13 protein-coding genes and 1 pseudogene are annotated in these 18,368 nt (G+C 62.9%); 10 read left to right on the top strand and 4 right to left on the bottom strand.

Features of this window, described 5'->3' with window-relative positions; genetic code table 11:
- The first annotated feature begins 492 nt into the window (after positions 1–492).
- Both OKW87_RS07735 and OKW87_RS07730 read left to right on the top strand, forming a co-directional pair.
- Positions 493–1,259, top strand: a protein-coding gene (locus OKW87_RS07735) for an IS5 family transposase (RefSeq protein WP_265543640.1) whose coding sequence is annotated in 2 segments (ribosomal slippage) — positions 493–805 and positions 805–1,259 — 768 coding nt in all. Because the reading frame shifts where the segments join, the coding sequence is not laid out codon by codon here.
- A 471-nt stretch (positions 1,260–1,730) separates the two neighbouring features.
- Positions 1,731–2,189 carry a MucR family transcriptional regulator gene (locus OKW87_RS07730; RefSeq protein ID WP_265543637.1) on the top strand — a complete coding sequence of 153 codons (459 nt, stop codon included), beginning with the start codon at positions 1,731–1,733 and terminating at the stop codon, positions 2,187–2,189.
- 838 nt (positions 2,190–3,027) lie between these two features.
- Here OKW87_RS07730 and OKW87_RS07725 read toward each other — a convergent pair.
- On the bottom strand, positions 3,028–3,198 hold the full coding sequence (locus OKW87_RS07725) for a hypothetical protein (RefSeq protein WP_265543635.1): 171 nt from the start codon (positions 3,196–3,198) through the stop codon (positions 3,028–3,030).
- 965 nt (positions 3,199–4,163) lie between these two features.
- On the opposite strand from OKW87_RS07725, the pseudogene OKW87_RS17530 reads away from it, so the two are divergent.
- Positions 4,164–4,346: pseudogene (locus OKW87_RS17530) on the top strand (DUF5818 domain-containing protein); the annotation flags it as partial.
- A 139-nt stretch (positions 4,347–4,485) separates the two neighbouring features.
- On the opposite strand, the gene OKW87_RS07720 reads toward OKW87_RS17530, so the two are convergent.
- A complete protein-coding gene (locus OKW87_RS07720; RefSeq protein WP_265543633.1) occupies positions 4,486–5,523 on the bottom strand; it encodes an SAM-dependent methyltransferase in 1,038 nt (345 codons plus the stop codon).
- Positions 5,524–5,663: 140 nt separating this feature from the next.
- On the opposite strand from OKW87_RS07720, the gene OKW87_RS07715 reads away from it, so the two are divergent.
- The 5 genes from OKW87_RS07715 (at position 5,664) to OKW87_RS07695 (ending at position 13,300) form a co-directional block, all read left to right on the top strand.
- Complete coding sequence (locus tag OKW87_RS07715) at positions 5,664–6,752, top strand: hypothetical protein (protein WP_265543631.1); 1,089 nt, start codon at positions 5,664–5,666, stop codon at positions 6,750–6,752.
- A gap of 381 nt (positions 6,753–7,133) precedes the next feature.
- Positions 7,134–7,295 carry a hypothetical protein gene (locus OKW87_RS07710; protein ID WP_265543629.1) on the top strand — a complete coding sequence of 54 codons (162 nt, stop codon included), beginning with the start codon at positions 7,134–7,136 and terminating at the stop codon, positions 7,293–7,295.
- A gap of 207 nt (positions 7,296–7,502) precedes the next feature.
- Complete coding sequence (locus OKW87_RS07705; RefSeq protein ID WP_265543628.1) at positions 7,503–9,470, top strand: glycoside hydrolase family 2 protein; 1,968 nt, start codon at positions 7,503–7,505, stop codon at positions 9,468–9,470.
- Positions 9,471–9,530: 60 nt separating this feature from the next.
- Positions 9,531–11,882, top strand: coding sequence for a GH92 family glycosyl hydrolase (locus tag OKW87_RS07700; RefSeq protein ID WP_443025087.1), 2,352 nt, complete (start codon positions 9,531–9,533; stop codon positions 11,880–11,882).
- Complete coding sequence (locus OKW87_RS07695; RefSeq protein ID WP_265543627.1) at positions 11,879–13,300, top strand: glycoside hydrolase family 125 protein; 1,422 nt, start codon at positions 11,879–11,881, stop codon at positions 13,298–13,300. Before OKW87_RS07700 ends, OKW87_RS07695 begins: the two co-directional genes overlap by 4 nt.
- A gap of 8 nt (positions 13,301–13,308) precedes the next feature.
- On the opposite strand, the gene OKW87_RS07690 is transcribed toward OKW87_RS07695, so the two are convergent.
- Positions 13,309–14,496: an ROK family transcriptional regulator gene (locus tag OKW87_RS07690; protein ID WP_265543626.1), complete on the bottom strand. Its 1,188-nt coding sequence runs from the start codon at positions 14,494–14,496 to the stop codon at positions 13,309–13,311.
- A 100-nt stretch (positions 14,497–14,596) separates the two neighbouring features.
- Positions 14,597–15,922, bottom strand: a complete 1,326-nt coding sequence (locus OKW87_RS07685) for a sugar porter family MFS transporter (protein WP_265543625.1) — start codon at positions 15,920–15,922, stop codon at positions 14,597–14,599.
- 107 nt (positions 15,923–16,029) lie between these two features.
- Between OKW87_RS07685 and OKW87_RS07680 the strand changes: the two genes are divergently transcribed.
- Positions 16,030–16,977 carry an ROK family protein gene (locus tag OKW87_RS07680; protein ID WP_265543623.1) on the top strand — a complete coding sequence of 316 codons (948 nt, stop codon included), beginning with the start codon at positions 16,030–16,032 and terminating at the stop codon, positions 16,975–16,977.
- A 58-nt stretch (positions 16,978–17,035) separates the two neighbouring features.
- Positions 17,036–18,367: an MFS transporter gene (locus OKW87_RS07675; protein ID WP_265543621.1), complete on the top strand. Its 1,332-nt coding sequence runs from the start codon at positions 17,036–17,038 to the stop codon at positions 18,365–18,367.
- Position 18,368 lies beyond the last annotated feature (1 nt).

Here is an 18,368-nt window from a genome sequence, read left to right as displayed (position 1 = left end):
TTCGGTCTCTGAGCTTCTTGGGAGTCCGGTTCACGCATATGCTAGTGAAACCCGTAGCGTCGGCAGGCCGTTTGGAGGGTGAAAATTGCGCTGATCTCCCTTCGATCAAGGCGGATCGCGAAATGAGTCATCCACGAACGCCTGCATTGAGCGATGCTGCGAGTCTGAGCGGGACATAACCTCCGGGCCAAAACGGGGACGCAAGTTTAACAGACCATCAGCGCTCGCAGGGGCTGCTGGGGATAGACTACGCCTCTACGGTCGAGCCTCATGACATGATTGAAGCGCTAGGGGTTGAAGGCCGGTAACTATGGAATCGTCCGGCTGACGCTAACAACACAAGAACTGTGCCTAGAAGCGTGAAGAGCGGCTGACCGCCCTTGTTCGCTATGGGGAGCCTCCTACGAGGCTCTTCGACTAAACAGTGTCGAACTAGGTCGTGAACCCATAAACGGGATTCCCAGGACGGCGCATTTCTGATTCAGGGTCGGCATGAGCCGATACGACCTGACTGATTTCGAGTGGCGCGTGATGGAGCCACTGTTGCCCAACAAGCCGAGAGGCGTGCCGCGTGTCGACGATCGCCGGGTGTTGAACGGCATCTTCTGGGTGCTGCGATCGGGCGCGCCATGGCGCGATTTGCCCGAGCGTTATGGGCCGCGCACCACCTGCTACAATCGCTTCAGCCGATGGCGCAAAGCCGGTGTATGGGACCGCCTGATGGATGCCATTACCGCGGCGTACGACGGCGATATCCAGATGATCGACAGCACTTCCATCCGGGCGCACCAGCAGGCTGCGACGGCAAAAAGGGGGATCGAGATCATTGTCTCGGTCGCTCCCGCGGCGGCCTCACGACAAAGATCCACGCCGTCGTCGATGCCCAAGGTCTCCCGGTCAGGCTCGGCCTGACAGCCGGCCAGGCCCACGACGGACCCGCTGCGCTCGGCCTGCTCGATCGCCTCAATCCGCGCACCATCGTTCTGGCCGACAAGGCCTATGATGCCGACGGCATCCGCAATCTGATCGAGGCGCAAGGTGCGGTGCCCAACATCCCGGCGAAGTCCAACCGCAAATGGAAACCCTGCTTCAGCAAGGCGCTCTACCGCGAACGCAACTTGGTTGAACGCTTCTTCAGCAAGCTCAAGCACTTCCGTCGCATCGCCACCTGCTACGATAAGCTCGCCGAGAACTTCCTCGCGATGGTCCAGCTCGCCTCAATGCGCCTCTGGCTCCGCGCTTATGAGTCTACGCCCTAGCTTAAATTGGAAGATCCCGTAGTATTAATGGCGAAAAGCCGAAGGCGGCACTGTCACACTGACCCGCAACTCATCACCGAACAAGCAAGCTCCGGCCTGTCGCTTAACAATCTCCGACGGACCTAAGCTTTAGAATACGAGTATCCTAGATGCTCCGGCAGTACATGTCCTGCCGATAGAAATGGAAGATAGCACCAGACAAGCTAGAAAAGATAAATCATGGTACGCGTTCCATTGTCGGAAGAGCTCGGGGCCTCTTAACCACCGACACCCGCGGGCCGTTGGCGGTAAGCTTGGATAATATAGATTTTACGGATTTAGATAACTAAGATAGTGAGTTAGCCGTCAATCTTGTTTGCGGACCGGAAAGCAACGTTAAGGACGCTTATCACCCAAGAACGGATATCCGCTTTTCTCTTGCGTCGAGTAGCACTCGCATTAAAAAGTAGAGCCGGTCGCAAAGGAAATTCCATGCCTAAATCAGAAGATCATATTAGCACCGTCGAGTTGGCAACGGAGTTGACGATCGCTTGGCTTCGCAACCCCAATACCCGCGCCTCAACAGACGATGTCCCCGCCTTCCTTGCCAAGATGCATGAGTCTGTCGGAGCGCTTGGCTCTACCGCCCCGGCACCGGCGGTCGAGGAGACGGGGCAACGGAACTTTGCTCCCGCCGTGTCAGTTCGGAAGTCTCTGGCCTCGCGTGATTTCATTATCAGCCTCTTAGATGGGAAGCCATACAAGATGCTTACTCGGCATTTATCGACGCATGGCCTTACGCCAGCAGGGTACCGGGCTCGATTCGGCTTGAAAGCAGATTATCCGATGACGGCACCAGCATACTCAGAGCGGCGTCGCGAGTTGGCGAAGAAGGCCGGTTTGGGCCGGAAGCCCAGTCAAAAGCGCGGCAGAGCCATTACCAAGGTCTAATTGAGCTCACAATGAATGCATCGTTCATTTTGCTCTTTTATGTTCTAAAACTAGGGGTGGGCCGATTTGACACCGGGTTGATCGCTTCTCGTGAAGCCGCGGGCGCAGCGCGATTCGGGCCGAATTGGTCTCGCCCTCCGACCTGGTACCATCATCCGCGGTCTGCCGCCGAGCCAGCACGTTTCGCACCATTTTGGAGCGCCGCCGTACCGAGCAACGTGGCGGCCGGCGCAGACCAAGCCGACGCAGCGCGGGCCACGGACGACGAATCGGCTCGTTGGCCTGCTATGGAATGATAGACAGCGGTGGCATTCTGGACTCGGCCTCGCTAGAGTTTTTCGGTTTAACGCGCCGGTAACTCAGAACGGCACCGACCTAAAACGCCTCGGTCGGCGCTCGCGGAGCTATCCCTCTGCGAATCACGATCGACGGGGCCGCCCTGTCGGACGGCCAGACCGATCGCTAGCCCGACGATACGACAATTCAAATTGCCCCTACAACCTCGGCGTGGAAGTTGCGGTTTTCGTGCTTGAGGCGTGCCGCGACTGGACAGAGGACTATCCGACCGGGCCCAGCTTGTCGCTGACTCGTAGCTATGAGGGCTGCTGCCAAGTGGGACCGCTATAGACAGGCCGGGCGGTGGAAAAGGGAGTTAACACCGCCCGGCGAGGCCCCGTAAGGCGGCGCCCTCGGGACTAAGGACATCAACGAACTATTGCAGATATGGTTCATGCTGTCTTTAGCGCCTGATTCCAAGCACGATAAAAAGCATGGTCGGCCAGAACACCGTGTTTGAGAAGTCGCTGAACGTGTCGGCCATCACGTACCCATGGCCGAATTAATCCATGATCTCGTTCGCGGCCTCGGCGAGGTACACGATAGCGAGCGGCACCGGGGTGGCCAAGGAGCGTCCGGAAATGACCCTCGCGAGAAGCAGGACGGCCATGCCGGCGTGGATATGGAGCATGGCGTCGCTCGCCCCGACGCCGTCTCCGATCCAGGCCGCCAATTTCACGTAGATTTCGGAAGGGGTCGTCGAGAGATCCGGCTCTTTGGGCCACCGCCTACTTCCCTCCCTCACGCAATATGGCTTCGCTCACGGTCCTGCCACTCACGCCGCATCCACAAAGTCCAATGCGCGATCATCTGACGGCCGCGGGGTCGTAATCTGCATCTCCATCGGCCCGTCACAGAGGCGCGCAAGCGCAGCGGTTTCCTCCGCGCTGCTATCGAGCGACTTGTCCCGCTCGTCGCGCTTAAGAACCACCGGTATGGCTTCGGATCGATCGGCGCGACGATCGCATCCAGCACGTAGGTCGTGAACGCATTATGCAAGACGCGCTCGGCCTCGCGCCAGATGCCGGCGAACACCCGACGCGTTGACCGGGGAGGCAGAGCCAGGCCTGCTTCGGCAGGTCCTTGTCGTCCTCGGGACGCGGTTCGGCGAACTGTGTGAGCGGCACCACGTAGCGGCTCGCCAGATTGCACGCGTTGATCACTCCGCGATCAGGACCTGCGGGATCCGAGCTCTACGCGACCCTTCGACCGTCCGTTCCACCTTTCACAATAACGAATCGTTGAGTCCTGTTCTTATTTATTCCTTCGGCTCCTATCGGTGCGAACCTAAGGCGATGGTTGGGAGACGTGACCCATCATACGATAGACCGTCCGGTAGCGTACCGAAGGGAACCTGAAAGGCGGTGCAGGTATTATTGGTGCTCAGGACTGGGCGCTCCTCGCCGAACGCTCAGTCCTGAGCCTTTTTCCGACACTTGAGCACTTCAACCCCTTACAGCCTGTCGGCAACGCGCCCTTTTTCCGGCCTTTCGACGTTGCTTTGCGACGTTAAAACTGACTTTCAAACGCAACGCTGACTGTCGTACCAGACGCCGCGTCACCGGCAAAGTTGATGAACTCGACCCGCGGGATGATGCTTGAGATTGATGCGGTGGCGCTTGAGACCTCGACACGGGACCCGGTGCCCGCAGGCTGGTTGGGCGACGCGTGACCCTAGAGGGTTGGCGAAGCGGGGTTGACCGACTGGATGTCCAGCTAATCGGCCCGCCAGATCCAGGGCTACTCTGGGCAGCTGAACCGCCGGGGCAGATCTGCCCCAGCCGCTGGCAATTGTACTATTGCGGCTTGTGGATCGCCTGACCCTTCGCAGGGCGCACTGCTATGGCGCGAAGATTGAAAGCGTCCGGACACACTAAGCTGGGGCGGCATGCAAGGCGGTGACAATGAACCGGAGCGACTCATCAGTCGAAGTCAAGACGGGGTCATCAAGCTCGGAGACTTAATCAAGCCGAGGAAGCGGGGGGGCTGCAAGGTACGCGCGGTACAACGAGATTATCTCCGATTTTGAAAGACTGGGATTCCCTGCCACATTGCCCACGACGCTGGCGAAGTCGAGCATTGCCATAATGGCTTCGACATTGCCCCGGATGAAATAATGCGATGACGGACTTGCGGTAAAATCGCAGTGTACACGACCCGCCCGCGCACCAACGCGTTGGATGGCGAAATCAGCGTGGTTCGAGGTGGTAAATTCAAAATCCGGATGTTGGGTTTCGACGAGCCGTAGCGCGCGTGGTTCGCGGCGGCGCTCCCAGATTTGGAATACTGCTGGAACGTCATATGGCTTTGAACGGAACAGAAATGCGTCGCGGGGTACCGTCTCCTCGCGCAGCAAGTGAAAGGCTGGGTCAATTCGATTTTCAATCGATGCCTTCCGAAACGTCCTAGGAAGGATAAGTGCGATAACGCTCGCCTGGCGAGCCGCACGGTTGAAAACGCGGACGGCCATGCTGGCATTTTTTCCAAAAGGGGGATTGCCAATGACTGCGATTTCACGGTCGCTTTCGATCTCGACGGTAAGGAAGTCAGCCGTTTTGATGCCGGGATATTTCGGCTCCACATCGAATCCGAGGCTACCGTCAGGCAACAACTGGTAAAACGATCCCGTGCCAGCGGTTGGTTCCACCATCAGATATAGGGCCGGGTCGAAATGCTGCCCGAAAATCCCGTAGCAGTCTGCCGCGACGTCTTGCCGGGTATAGTATTGGTCGAGCTGAATATCCCACGCGTGATTGTCGTTGAGTGCCCCCCGCATGACCCTGACCTGCGGCGGGGACTCTATCACCTCAGCCGCGACGACCCCGGGGATCTGCGGATAGTTCGGTGACGGGATGAGCGTCGGGACCTGGGGTGGACTCTCTCCGTGGGCCGCGCCGTGCTCAATCCGGCCGAGAATGCTGACGAGCGGAATTGGGCTGACGCTGCTCAGGCCGCGCTTAGTCCTCTTTGGCGTTTCGGTGTTTCTTTGAGTCTTCACATAAACCTCCCTTGTTTGCGATATAGTCCTATCAAGAATCAGACATAAATCGCTCCTATTGAGCTACGCGTCAAGCGGTTTCTGTGCGACCGTAGATAAGACTTCTTGCTAATAGTGGATGCTCGGCTACCATGGCAGCCATGGAACGCGCCTACGACCGAGCATCCCGACGCTTTGACCGCCTGCCCGCGGAGTTACCCGCGGCGGAGCGCGATTTATGGGTGCAACTAACTCCGGAGCTTCGCGAGCAGGCGGTCAAGCGTCTAGGCGCCATTCGCAAATGGCTCGACGCCCGGCGGGGGGGCGCGCGCTCGCCCCGCGGCCTCACCGACCGCTTGGCGGCGGAAGCCGGAGTCTCGCGTAAGCGCTTCTACGAGCTGCTTTCCGCCTGCGATCCTGAGCCCACCCTCGCGGGCCTCGGGGTCCGTGCTTCCGCGCCTCTGCGCCGTCGCTCCACGATTGCCGGCGACGGGCGGCAGCGGGTAGAGGAGGTGATCCGTAGATGCTTCTTCGAGGATCCAGAGATGGCTACGGAGAAGGTCGTTAAGCGGGTGGGAGAACTCGATCTCGAACGGAGTCCCGCGCGTACGAGCGTATTGCGCTGGCTGACAGATGCGAGAAGGCTCGCGAGGCCGCTACGCGCTTTCGGCGAGCATGTGGCGCTGGACGTCGCATGGCTCGCAATGTGTGACACGGACGGGCAAGCTCACACGCTGGCCGTGGTCATCGATGAAGGGACTGGCTTCGTCCTGGGCTGGGAGGTGGCGGGGCGCGCCGATGGGCTCGCTGCGTATCGAACCGCCTTGGCGCGCGCAGGCAAAAGCCTCGTTCGGATGGCGGTCGGAGGAGCGCCAGCGCCGCGGCGCGACCTCAACCTCGTCGTGTTCATGCTCGACGAATGGGACCCTGTAGACCGCCTGCGCTTTACAAGCCATCTTCCCGAGGGCGTTCCCCAACGGAGTATCGAGCGGGGGAGGGCGGTGCGGCCGCTGCTTCGCCATTTCAGCGGCCGCCTCGACAGGATCCCGCTCCAGCCGCAGCCCCCGCTCTCTGTGGAAGGTCTGCCGGTGGCATCGCGCGCAGATGCGCGCCGATTGGCGTGCAAGACAATCGATGCCCACAATCAGGCGATACTGGTTCGGATCGCTGGACCTGAGGACGAGGCGAGGTGCAAGCGCCGGATGTCGCTGGCGTCGTTACTCAAGGACGCCGCTCGACGCCGCCACTGAGACCTCTCGCTGTTGGGCTGAACTTCGGAGCATCGAGCGCGCGCAGTGCTATCGCAATGCAGAGGTCAGAGGTTCGATTTCCCTCAGCTCTACCAGCCGCCATTGATTCCATTAGATTATATCCGCCTTCTGGCGATCGGTCATAAGATCAGCCATAATGTTTGAAAAAGGCTTGCGGCGAATGGCAGCGAGCACGCACGGGCATTCTATGAGATACGACCGCGAGCGACGCCGTGATGGACGACTGTCATATCTGCGTAATCAGGTCTTGAGCGGACAACTGCATCCCCACGCGTCATCGCTCGCCCAGTCTGCGTCTTGAGGCTGACGCTCGATATTTGGTAGTCGCTAGACTTGCCCTGAAGCCCCGACGCGTAATCGATGCCGGCGGCAACCGCGAAGGGCAAGCCGCCGTTTTCTAAATGCATTGTCGATCCCATCAACAACCGCTGGCGCCGAAACAGCGACCTGTTGAGCGCGTGGCTGGTCGCTTTCGGCACCGAGAGCGCAAAATATCGCCCGCAATCGAAGCTCACAAGCTAGGTGCTGACGGGATCTGGCTTTCTGGCGTGAGCTGCTTTCGCGACACCGCATCCTACGCGCGGCCGGCGATGTTCAATTGACAAAATGATTTATTTAAGAGACGCTGACAGTAGTTTGCGGATGGTGGCGCGAGCCGACCCGAGACGACCAAGTAGGGCTGCGCCCTTCGAAATTGCCTGGAGAGGCTGCACCGAAAGGGAACACCGCATGCGCACGATTCTTATCGCCACCCTGCTGGGGTCGCTGCCGGTCACAGCACTGGCGCAAACGGCACCCGCCCAGCGCGACGACAAGGTCTATACCGGCGCGATCAGTACGCAGTGGGGCAAGGCGGTCACGCCTGAAAATGCCTGGCGCAGCTATCCCCGGCCGCAGCTCCAGCGCGAAAAGTGGCTGAACCTCAACGGGCTGTGGGACTATGCGATCGCCAAGGCGGGGACGCCGCGGCCGCAGGCGATGGACGGCAAGATATTGGTGCCGTTCGCAGTCGAATCGCGCCTCTCCGGCGTCGCACGCAAGGTCACACCCGAAGACCGCATCTGGTATCGCCGCGAGTTCGCCGTGCCCGCCGATTGGGCGGGGCAGAATGTGAAGCTCAATTTCGGCGCGGTCGATTATGAAGCGGTGGTCTGGGTCAACGGTGCCGTGGTCGGCGCGCACAAGGGCGGGTCCGACGCCTTCGGTTTCGATATCACGGCGGCACTGAAACCCGGGGCCAATGAGATCGTCGTCCAGGTCGCCGATCCGACCAGTGCCGGCAGCCAGCCGCGCGGCAAGCAGATCCTCGAGCCCGACGGCATCTGGTACACGGCGTCGAGCGGCATCTGGCAGACGGTGTGGCTCGAGCCGGTGTCCGCGCTCCATATCGCCGACGTTCGCGCGACGCCCGACATCGACACCGGCCGGATCGAAGTCGATGTCGCGCTGAGCGCATGGGCCAACGACACCGATGCCGTCCGGCTGACGGTGCGCTCCGCGGGCCAGCCGATCGCCACGACGATCCTGCGCGCCAATCGCCATGCGAGCATCGCGATCCCCGATGCGCATCTCTGGTCGCCCGAGGACCCGTTCTTGTACGATCTCGTCGCCGAACTGGTGACGGTGAAGGATCCCTATGCCGGCAGGCCCGAGCGCAACCGGGTCGCTTATGATGCGCGCTTCACCAGTGCTGAGATCGATACCTATGCCGCGGCGGAAATCGTCGGCGCGGCGCGCGACCGGGCGAACGCTTATTTCGCGATGCGCAAAATCTCGGTGGGGCCGGGGACGGTGCATGGCCAGCCGATGCTGCTGCTCAACAACAAGCCCTATTTCCAGAACGGCACGCTCGATCAGGGCTGGTGGCCCGACGGGCTGCTGACGCCGCCGTCGGAAGAGGCGATGCGCTATGATCTGGAGTTCCTGAAGAAAGCCGGATTCAACATGGTCCGCAAGCACATCAAGATCGAGCCGGCGCGCTATTATCACGATGCCGATCGGATGGGGATGCTGGTGTGGCAGGACATGCCCTCGGGCGGCGGCGAGGACCAGTTCCTGGCGGGCACCAGCCAGAGCCAGGCCGTGTTCTCATCGGACGTGATGACCGATCACCAGACCGAGCTGGCGCAGATGATCGGCGATCTGCGCGCCTTCCCCTCGATCGTGATGTGGGTGGTGAACAATGAGGGCTGGGGGCAATATGACTCCGCCACGCTGACTCGGCTGGTGAAAGGGATGGACCCGAGCCGGCTGGTCAATGCCGACAGCGGCTGGCTCGACGTCGCGTCGCGCGATTCGGACGTGCTCGATATCCACACCTATGAAGACGTGCCCAAGGTGCCGGCGCGGCAGGCCGAGCGCGCGATCGTGATCGGCGAATATGGTGGGGTGGGGCGGCCGATCGACAATCATCTCTGGCGCGCGGGCAAGCGCAACTGGAGCTATCAGGTTGCCAAGGACGCCGACGATTATCTCGCGCGCTATCGCCGCAAGTTCGAGGAGATCGTGCGTCAGGCGAAGGTGCATGGCCTGAGCGCGTCGGTCTATACGCAGACGACCGATGTCGAAGGCGAGATCAACGGGCTGCTCACCTATGACCGCGCAGTTTCCAAGGCGCCGGCCGAGGCATTTGCCGCGATGGCCAGGCCGCTCTGGGAGAAAGATCGCGCGCCGGCTGCCGCGCCGGTGGCGCGCTAGGATGGACTGCGGGCAGCGTTACGACATGACGACCTCAGGGGGAGAGTGAAGTTGAAGGCATTGGCTCGATCACTCCGCGGCGGCGCGGCGTTGCTGGCTTGCGTCGGGCTTTGCCTGCCCGCGCCTATCCTGGGCGGCGCTGCATTTGCGCAGAGCGCGCAGCGGGAGGCACTGGTCGATCTTGTGAACCCGCTGATGGGTACCGATTCCAGCTTCGAGCTGTCGTACGGCAACACTTATCCGGCGGTCGCGGTGCCGTGGGGGATGAACTTCTGGACCCCGGTCACCGGCGAAATGGGCAATGGCTGGGGCTATACCTATGACGCGCACAAGATCAGCGGCATCAAGCAGACGCACCAGCCCAGCCCGTGGATGAACGACTATGCCGCGTTCGAGCTGATGGCGATGACCGGCCCGGTGCGGATCAAGCAGAAGGAGCGCGCCTCCTGGTTCAGCCACAAGGCCGAGGAGAGCAAGGCCTACAAATATAAAGTCTATCTGGCCGACCATGACGTGACGGCCGAAGTGGTGCCGACCAGCCGCGCCGCGCAGTTCCGCTTCACCTTCCCCGACAGCGACGATGCGCACATCATCCTCGATGCCTATAACGAAGGATCGATGGTGCAGGTGGACAAGCAGCGCCGCCGCATCACCGGCTATGTCCGCAACAATAGCGGCGGGGTGCCGGAGAATTTCCACAATTATTTCGTGCTCGAGTTCGATCGCGACTTCACCGTCTCGCGCACCTGGGACGAGAATTGGCAGCTTCACGATCGGCCGAAGAGCGAGGGCGCGCATGTCGGCGCGGTGGTCAGCTTCAAGACCAGGAAGGGCGAGCAGGTCGGCGTCAAGGTCGCTTCCTCGTTCATCAGCCTAGACCAGGCCGAGCGCAACCTGGCGCGCGAAGTGGGGCGCGACAGCTTCGCCCAGACCGAAGCCAAGGCACGCCAGATTTGGGAGAAGGAGCTTTCGCGGATCCGCGTGAGCGATCCTGATATCGACAATCGGCGCACCTTCTATTCGGCACTGTATCGAATGCTGCAATTCCCGCGCACCTTCCATGAGGTCGATGCGAAGGGCGCGGAGGTCCATTACAGCCCCTATGACGGCAAGGTGCATCCCGGGCCGATGTTCACCGACAATGGCTTCTGGGATACGTGGCGCGCGGTCTTCCCCTTCTTCGCGCTGATGTATCCCGAGCTGGACGGCGAGATCATGCAGGGGCTGGTCAACACCTATAAGGAATCCGGCTGGCTGCCCGAATGGGCGAGCCCGGGGCATCGCAACGTGATGATCGGATCCAACTCGGCGATCCTGATTGCCGACGCCTATCTGAACGGCGTGCGCGGCTTCGATGTCGAGACGCTGTACGAGGCGATGGTCAAGAATGCGACGACGTCCGAGGGCCGCCCGCGCGACAAAAGCGGCAAGGTGCTGACTGCGGTGGGGCGTGAGGGCGTCGAACAGTATAACCGGCTCGGCTATGTGCCCTATGACGTCGGCATCAACGAGAGCGCGGCGCGCAGCCTGGAATATGCCACCGCCGACTTCGCGCTGTCACGCTTGGCGGCGGCGCTGGGCAGACCCGACGATGCCCGGAAATATGCCGCGCAGGCGCAGAATTACCGCAAGCTTTTCGACAAGCAATCGGGCTGGATGCGCGGGCGCAACCAGGACGGCAGCTGGGCGACGCCGTTCAACCCGCTCAAATGGGGCGATGCGTTCACCGAGGGCAATTCGCTCCATTATAGCTGGTCGGTGATGCAGGACGTACAGGGGCTGGCGGACCTGATGGGCGGCGACAAAGCGTTCGTCGAGCGGCTGGACTCGATCTTCTCGACCGCACCCTTGTTCGACGACAGCTATTATGGCCAGACGATCCACGAGATTCGCGAGATGCAGATCGTCAATATGGGGCAATATGCCCATGGCAATCAGCCGATCCAGCACATGATCTATCTGTACGACTGGGCCGGGGCGCCGTGGAAGACGCAATTCCATGTGCGCAACGTGATGGCGAAACTATATTCGTCAGCGCCCGACGGCTATCCGGGCGATGAGGATAATGGGCAGACATCGGCCTGGTATGTCTTTTCGGCGCTGGGATTCTATCCGGTGACGCCGACGGTGGGCGAATATGCGATCGGTAGCCCGCTGTTCCAAAATGTCGAGCTTACGATGCCCAACGGGAAGGTGTTGAAGATCGAGGCGGCCAATAACAGCGCGAAGAATGTCTATATCCAGTCGGTCACCTTCAACGGCAAGGGGCACGAGAAGACGTGGCTGACGCGCGAGGCACTCCAGGGCGGCGGCACGCTGCGCTTTGTGATGGGGCCGACGCCCAACAAGCAGTGGGGGGCGAGCAAGAGCGCGGCGCCCTTCTCGATGAGCGCAGCGGGAGAAGTTAAATGAACCGTCGCGAAGTGATCGCGGGCGCAGCGACGCTTGCCATGGCGGCCTCGCTCCCCGGGGTGGCACTCGCCCAACAGGCGAGCAAGCGCCCGCCAAAGTCCGAACGGCGCTTCACCAGCAAGGCGGTCGAAGCAGAGATCGCACGGGTGAAGGCGAAGATTGCCGACCCCGAGCTCGCCTGGCTGTTCGAGAATTGCTATCCGAACACGCTCGATACGACGGTGACGCTCGGCGAAGTCGACGGGAAGCCCGACACGTTCGTGATCACCGGCGACATCGATGCGATGTGGCTGCGCGACAGTTCGGCGCAGCTCCAGACCTATGTCCACCTGACCCCCAAGGATGCCGATCTGCGGCGGCTTTTCCGCGGCGCGTTCCAGCGCCAGGCGCGGTGCATCCTGATCGATCCGTTCGCCAATGCCTACACGCGCGATCCGGCGGCGAAGTCGAACCTGCCCGCGATCAACGACCGAACCGACATGAAGCCCGGCGTCGCCGAGCGGAAATGGGAGATCGATTCGCTCTGCTATCCGATGCGGCTGGCGCATGCCTATTGGACCGCGACGCGCGACAAGGCGCCGTTCGATGCGCTTTGGGCGAAGGGGATGGCGGTGGCGGTGGGCACCTTGCGCGATCAGCAGCGCAAGGACGGGCCGGGCGGTTATCATTTCCAGCGCGTCGATCCCTCGCCGACCGAGACGCTGATGTTCGGCGGCTATGGCGCGCCGACCCGCAAGGTGGGGCTGATCCATTCGGGCTTCCGACCCTCCGACGATGCCTGCGTCTTCCCCTTCCTGATCCCGTCGAACCTGTTCGCGGTCTCGGCGCTCAAGATGCTCGCGACGGTGCTGCGCGAGGCGCGTGGCGATGGCGCCGCGGCGCAGGATGCCGAAGCGCTTTCTGCCGAAGTGCGCCAGGCGCTCGATGCGCATGGCAAGATGGCGGACGGGAAGGGTGGCGAGGTCTGGGCCTATGAAGTCGATGGCTATGGCAATGCGATCTTCATGGACGACGCCAATGTGCCGAGCCTCTCGGCACTGCCGTTGCTGGGTGCGGCGGATCGCAACGATCCGCTCTATCGACGCACCGCGGCGCTCGCCTGGAGCCCGCGCAATCCCTATTTCTTCGCGGGCAAGGCGGCGGAGGGGATCGGCGGGCCGCATGTCGGCATGGACATGATCTGGCCGATGTCGATCATTAGCCGCGCGCTGATGAGCGACGATCAGGCGGTGATCCGCCAATGCCTGCACACGCTAAAGGCGACGCATGGCGGCACCGGCTTCATGCATGAGAGCTTCCACAAGGACGATCCCGCGAAGTTCACGCGCAGCTGGTTCGCCTGGGCCAACGGGCTGTTTGGTGACCTGATCCTCGATGTCGAGACGCGGGCGCCCGCGCTGCTGAACCAGCGCCTCTGATCTTGGGGCTATGCCGAGGCTTTCCAGAGCGCGGCCTGCTTGGGCAGCAGGAAGTGGCTGAACGGCAAGATCGCCGCGCCGACCGCGGGCGCGTCCGCGGACAATGCGGCGCGGATCACCGGGGCGACCGTGGGCAGCAGGTGGGCGCGTGCCTGCATCAGTTCGTTGGCGCGCTCGGCCAGCCGTTCGAGCAGCGCGGTCGGCAGCCGGCCGCCGATCAGCACTGCAGCGGGGTTGATCAGGCAATTGATCGCGTCGAGCGCTACGGTGAGCTGGTGCGCGGCGTCCTCGATCCATGCGGCGATGCACGCCTTGCTCGCCTCGTTCGGCTCGGCGTCGCCCATCACATCGGCAAGCGTGCAGCCGCCTTGCTCGAGATGGCGGGCCAGCCCCGATAGCGACACCAGCTGCTGGATTTCCTCGCCGGATGCGGCGCGCATGAATCCCAATTCGCCGCTGCGCCCATGGGCGCCGCGCAGATAGTTGCCATCGACGACGAGCCCGCCACCCAGGCCTGCCGAGATCAGGATATAGAAGAAGCTGTTGTTGCTGTGGCCCAGTCCCAATTGCATCTCGCCCATCGCGGCGGCGGCGGCATCATTCTCGACGAAGGTGGGCAGATCGAGCGGTTCGCGGAACAGCTCGACCATATCGACGCTGTCCCAGCTGGCATAGGTATCGGGACGGCCGGGCAAATCGACTAGCCCGAGATCGTCGGGGACTGCGATCCCCAGGCCCACCACCTTGGCGATATCGACCTTCGCCTTGCGCAGCATATTCTTGATCGACCGGCGATAGAGCGCGCGGACATGATCGGGGAGGGCGAAATTCACTTCCTCGGAAATGCGGGCCAGGGTTTCGCCGGAGAAATCGACGAGGACGATCGTGATATGGTCGCGATCGATGTTGACGCCGATCGAGTAGCAGGCGTCCGGACGCACGACGAGCTTGGTCGGCGGCTGGCCGCGGCCGCCGCGGCGCTGGCCGGCCTCCTCGATCAGGCCGTCCTGGAGCAGGCGCTTGGTGATGTTCGCGATCGCCGGGCCGGTCAGCCCCGTGATGGCCGCGAGCTCGACGCGGGTTAGCGGGGCGAGCACGCGGATGGCGTGGAGCGTGACGCGCTGGTTGTGGTCGGCGGCGCGCTCAAGGTTGGTGCCCGACAGGCGCGGGCGCGTTTGCGTCGAGCTGGAGGTCATGCGTGCGAAAACAGCCGGCGGACAGAAAGTGGCCCGGCGTCCAGCCGGAGAGTCGATAGTGTAAGGCTGCCCGCCGTCTCAGCCTTGATTTGCACATTCGTCATCGGCCCTCGACTGTCCTTTCCATCTTCTCCAGCGCGACACCGCTAGTCTCGGGGAAATAGCGCCAGATGACGACTGCCTGCACCAGCATTGCGCCCGAGAACAGCCAGAACGGCAATGCCTGCGTATATTGTGCCACGACGGGAAAGCAAAAGGCGATCAGCGCATTCATGCCCCAATGGGTGGCGCTTCCGAGCGATTGGCCGCGCGCGCGCACCGAGGTGGGGAAGATTTCCGACAAATAGACCCAGATGACCGCGCCCTGCGATGCCGCGAAGAACAGGATGAAGAGGACCAGCGCGGGAAGGAGCAGCGCCTGGCCCTGCCCCGCGGTGTAGATGCCCGCGACTGCGGCGAGCGCCACCGCGGTGCCGATCGCGCCGATCAGCAACAGCGGCTTGCGGCCCACTCGATCGATGATCGTCATGCCCAGGATCGTGCCGACCAGATTGGCGACGCCGATCGCGACGGCCTGGATATCCGCCGACACGCTGTCGAACCCGGCGGCGGCGAAGATGTCGCCGAGATAATATAGGATCGCGTTGATCCCCGAGAGCTGGTTGAACAGGGCAAGCGCGATTGCGAGCAAGATCGGGCGGCGGTGGACACCCCAGCGCAGCTTGCCGTCGCCGGCGGCGGCGTCGCCCTCCGCAAACTGGGCAAACAGGGCATCGGGCTCGCCCATCGCCAGCGTCTCCACGGCGCCGCGGGCCTCATCGGTGCGACCGCGCTGATAGAGCCAGCGCGGGCTGTGCGGGATGCGCAGCAGCAGGAGGAGGAAGAGAAGCGCCGGGAAGACCGCGACGCCAAGCTTCAGGCGCCACGCCAGATCGCCGTCGGTGGCGAGCGCGATCAGGAAGTTGCTGACATAGGCGCCAAGGATGCCGATCACGATGCTCAGCTGGAAGAAGCCGACCAGAAGCCCGCGCCGCGCGGGCGGGCTGATCTCGGCGATATAGATCGGCGCCAGGACCGACGATCCGCCGATCGCCAGCCCGCCGACGAAGCGGAAGGCGACGAGCATCGCGAGTCCACCGCTGAACGCCGATCCGATCGCCGAGACGATATAGGCGATGGCGATCCACAGGAGCACCGTGCGGCTGCCATGGCGATCGCCCGGCCGGCCCGCGCCCAGCGCCCCGACCAGCGTCCCCACCAACGCGGCAGAGACTGCGGCGCCAAGCTCGGCCGCCGACAGGTCGAACTCGGCGCGCAGGGCATCGGTGACGCCGGCGATCACTGCGGTGTCGAACCCGAACAGCAGCCCGGCCAGGCTGGCGGCGATCACTGCCCTCATGTTGAGCTTGCGGCTGGCTGCGCGCATCGATCCTCTCCCCTGTTGAATTATGTAATTTGGATTATTAATGCAGTTGCAGGCATAGGCAAGCGATCGGATTAGAACCCGCGTGCAGCCGGAAGAAAGGGAGGGGAATGACCAACGCTCTGCAATCGCCGGAGCCCGGGCGGGACGCGTCGGGCGGACGGCCATGGGCGGGGGTCGAACTGGGTGGCACCAAATGCGTGTGCACCCTGGCATTCGGCCCCGAACGCGTGATCGACCAACGGACCGTGGCGACGACCAGCCCCGACGATACGCTGCCGGCGCTGCTTGAAGTGCTGCATGGATGGAAGCAGGCGCATGACTTTGCTGCGCTCGGCATTGCTTCCTTTGGCCCGATCGATATCGACCGAAGCTCCCCCACCCACGGCCAGATCCTTGCGACCAACAAGCCGCGCTGGCCGGGCACCGACGTGTTGCGCGCGCTTTCCGGGCCGTTCGAAATGCCCGTCGGCTTCGACACCGACGTCAACGGCGCCGCGCTTGCCGAGATAGCCTGGGGCTGCGGCAAGGGGGTGGACGACTTTGCGTATGTGACCGTGGGAACGGGCGTGGGGGTGGGGCTGATCGTGCTTGGGCGGCCCACGCGCGGCTTTGCGCATGGCGAATGGGGCCATATCCGCGTGCCGCGGCTTCTCGGTGACGATCATCCGAGCGTGTGCAGCTATCATGACGATTGCGTCGAGGGACTGGCTTCGGGCACGGCATTGGTCTCGCGGCTGGCCGGGCGCACGGTGCGCGAAATTTCCGAGGACGATCCGGCGTGGGACGCGATCGTCCACTATATCGCGGCGATGGCGCATGCGCTCGTGTGCGGCGCCGCGCCGCGCCGCATCGCGATCGGCGGCGGCGTGCTCTCTGCCCAACCGCATTTGCTCGCGCGGATCGATCGGGCGCTGCGCGTGAGCATCAACGGCTATCTGAAGCTGCCCGACGACTATGACTATGTGACGCGGCCCGGGCTGGGCGATCTGGCGGGGCCGTTGGGGTCGATCGCGCTTGCGGTCGCTGCCGCCGAAGAGGCCTGCCGCGCCGGATAATCCCGAAACCAATAAGAATGCGGCGCAGCGACGCGCGCAACATAGGAAGGATAGGACCATGGCGCGATCGAGTTCCCCGAGCACGACGCTGGCATTCGCGGCCGTCACCACGCTCTTCTTCGCCTGGGGGTTCATCACCTCGCTGATCGATCCGCTGGTGGCGTCGGTGAAGGGCATCTTCACGTTGAGTGACTTCCAGGCGCAGGCCGCGGCTTTCGCTTTCTTCATTGCCTATGGGCTCGCGTCCTTCCCGGCGGCGGCGTTGCTCTCGCGCGTCAAATCGATACCGACGATCCTGATTGCGTTCGGCTTCATGATTTCGGGCTGCCTGGTGATGCTGGCCGCGGCCAATCTGGCGCTGTTCACGCTGGTGCTGCTCGGCCTGTTCATCCTTGCGTGCGGGATCACCATCCTGCAGGTGGCGGCTAACCCGCTGGCGGCGGCGCTGGGCGATCCGCGCTATAGCCATTTGCGGCTGACCCTCAGCCAGACCTTCAATTCGTTCGGCACCTTTCTGGGGCCGCTTTTGGGCGCGCATCTGTTCCTGAAGGGCGTCGAAGTAAAGGATGGCGAGGCCATCACCGCTGCCGTGCGCGCCGACGCGCTGGCGGGGATCGATGCGGCCTATCTGTGGATCTGCGGGCTGATCGCGGCGATGGCGCTATTTTTCTGGCTCAGCCGCCGCGTCGTCACCCAAGCGGCACCTGTGCCGGCGTCGACCGCCGGGCTTTTCTCCGCGCTACGCTCGCGCTGGGCGCTGCTCGGCGCGGCGGCGATCTTCCTCTATGTTGGCGCGGAGGTCGCGATTGGCACGCAGATGGCGCTGCTGCTCAACGACAATGCGGTGTGGGGCCAGTCGGACGCGCCATTCTCGGTTCCGCTGCTCGGCTATCTGATGGGCAGCGATGGCGTGCCGGGCGTGTCGCTCCAGGAAGCCGGGAAGGCGGTCGCTTTCTATTGGGGCGGCGCGATGGTCGGGCGGGCGATCGGCTCGGCGCTTCTCGCGGTGGTGCGCGCTTATGTGTTGCTCGCGGTCTTCACAGTGATCGCCGCGGCGATGTGCGGCTATGTCTTCGCGGTCGGTGGCGTGTCGGCCGGGTTCGTCGCGCTTTCGATCGGGCTGTTCAATTCGATCATGTTCCCGGTGATCTTCACGCTGACGCTCGAACGGTCGAGCGGGTCGGCGGAGTCCACCTCGGGACTGCTCTGCACGGCGATCGTCGGCGGAGCGCTGTTGCCGCTAGTGGTAGGTTCGGTCTCCGACCAGCACGGCTATGCCTTCGCGTTGATCGTGCCGGCGGCCTGCTATGGGGCGCTGTTCCTGTTCGCGATGCTGGCCGGGCGCGCGCCCATCGTGCGGCGGGAGGTCGCCGGAACCACGCAGCATTGAT

The organism is Sphingomonas sp. M1-B02, assembly GCF_026167525.1.
Lineage (GTDB): Bacteria > Pseudomonadota > Alphaproteobacteria > Sphingomonadales > Sphingomonadaceae > Sphingomonas.
The sequence above is the reverse complement of the archived record's forward strand: the minus strand, read 5'-3'. Positions and strand labels throughout refer to the sequence as shown.

Excerpts from the sequence above, each read along its gene's own strand:
- OKW87_RS07730 (WP_265543637.1), top strand. The coding sequence starts at position 1,731 with ATGCCTAAATCAGAAGATCATATTAGCACCGTCGAGTTGGCAACGGAG.
- OKW87_RS07715 (WP_265543631.1), top strand. The coding sequence starts at position 5,664 with ATGGAACGCGCCTACGACCGAGCATCCCGACGCTTTGACCGCCTGCCC.
- OKW87_RS07710 (WP_265543629.1), top strand. The coding sequence starts at position 7,134 with ATGCCGGCGGCAACCGCGAAGGGCAAGCCGCCGTTTTCTAAATGCATT.
- OKW87_RS07705 (WP_265543628.1), top strand. The coding sequence starts at position 7,503 with ATGCGCACGATTCTTATCGCCACCCTGCTGGGGTCGCTGCCGGTCACA.
- OKW87_RS07695 (WP_265543627.1), top strand. The coding sequence starts at position 11,879 with ATGAACCGTCGCGAAGTGATCGCGGGCGCAGCGACGCTTGCCATGGCG.
- OKW87_RS07690 (WP_265543626.1), bottom strand. The coding sequence starts at position 14,496 with ATGACCTCCAGCTCGACGCAAACGCGCCCGCGCCTGTCGGGCACCAAC.
- OKW87_RS07685 (WP_265543625.1), bottom strand. The coding sequence starts at position 15,922 with ATGCGCGCAGCCAGCCGCAAGCTCAACATGAGGGCAGTGATCGCCGCC.
- OKW87_RS07680 (WP_265543623.1), top strand. The coding sequence starts at position 16,030 with ATGACCAACGCTCTGCAATCGCCGGAGCCCGGGCGGGACGCGTCGGGC.
- OKW87_RS07675 (WP_265543621.1), top strand. The coding sequence starts at position 17,036 with ATGGCGCGATCGAGTTCCCCGAGCACGACGCTGGCATTCGCGGCCGTC.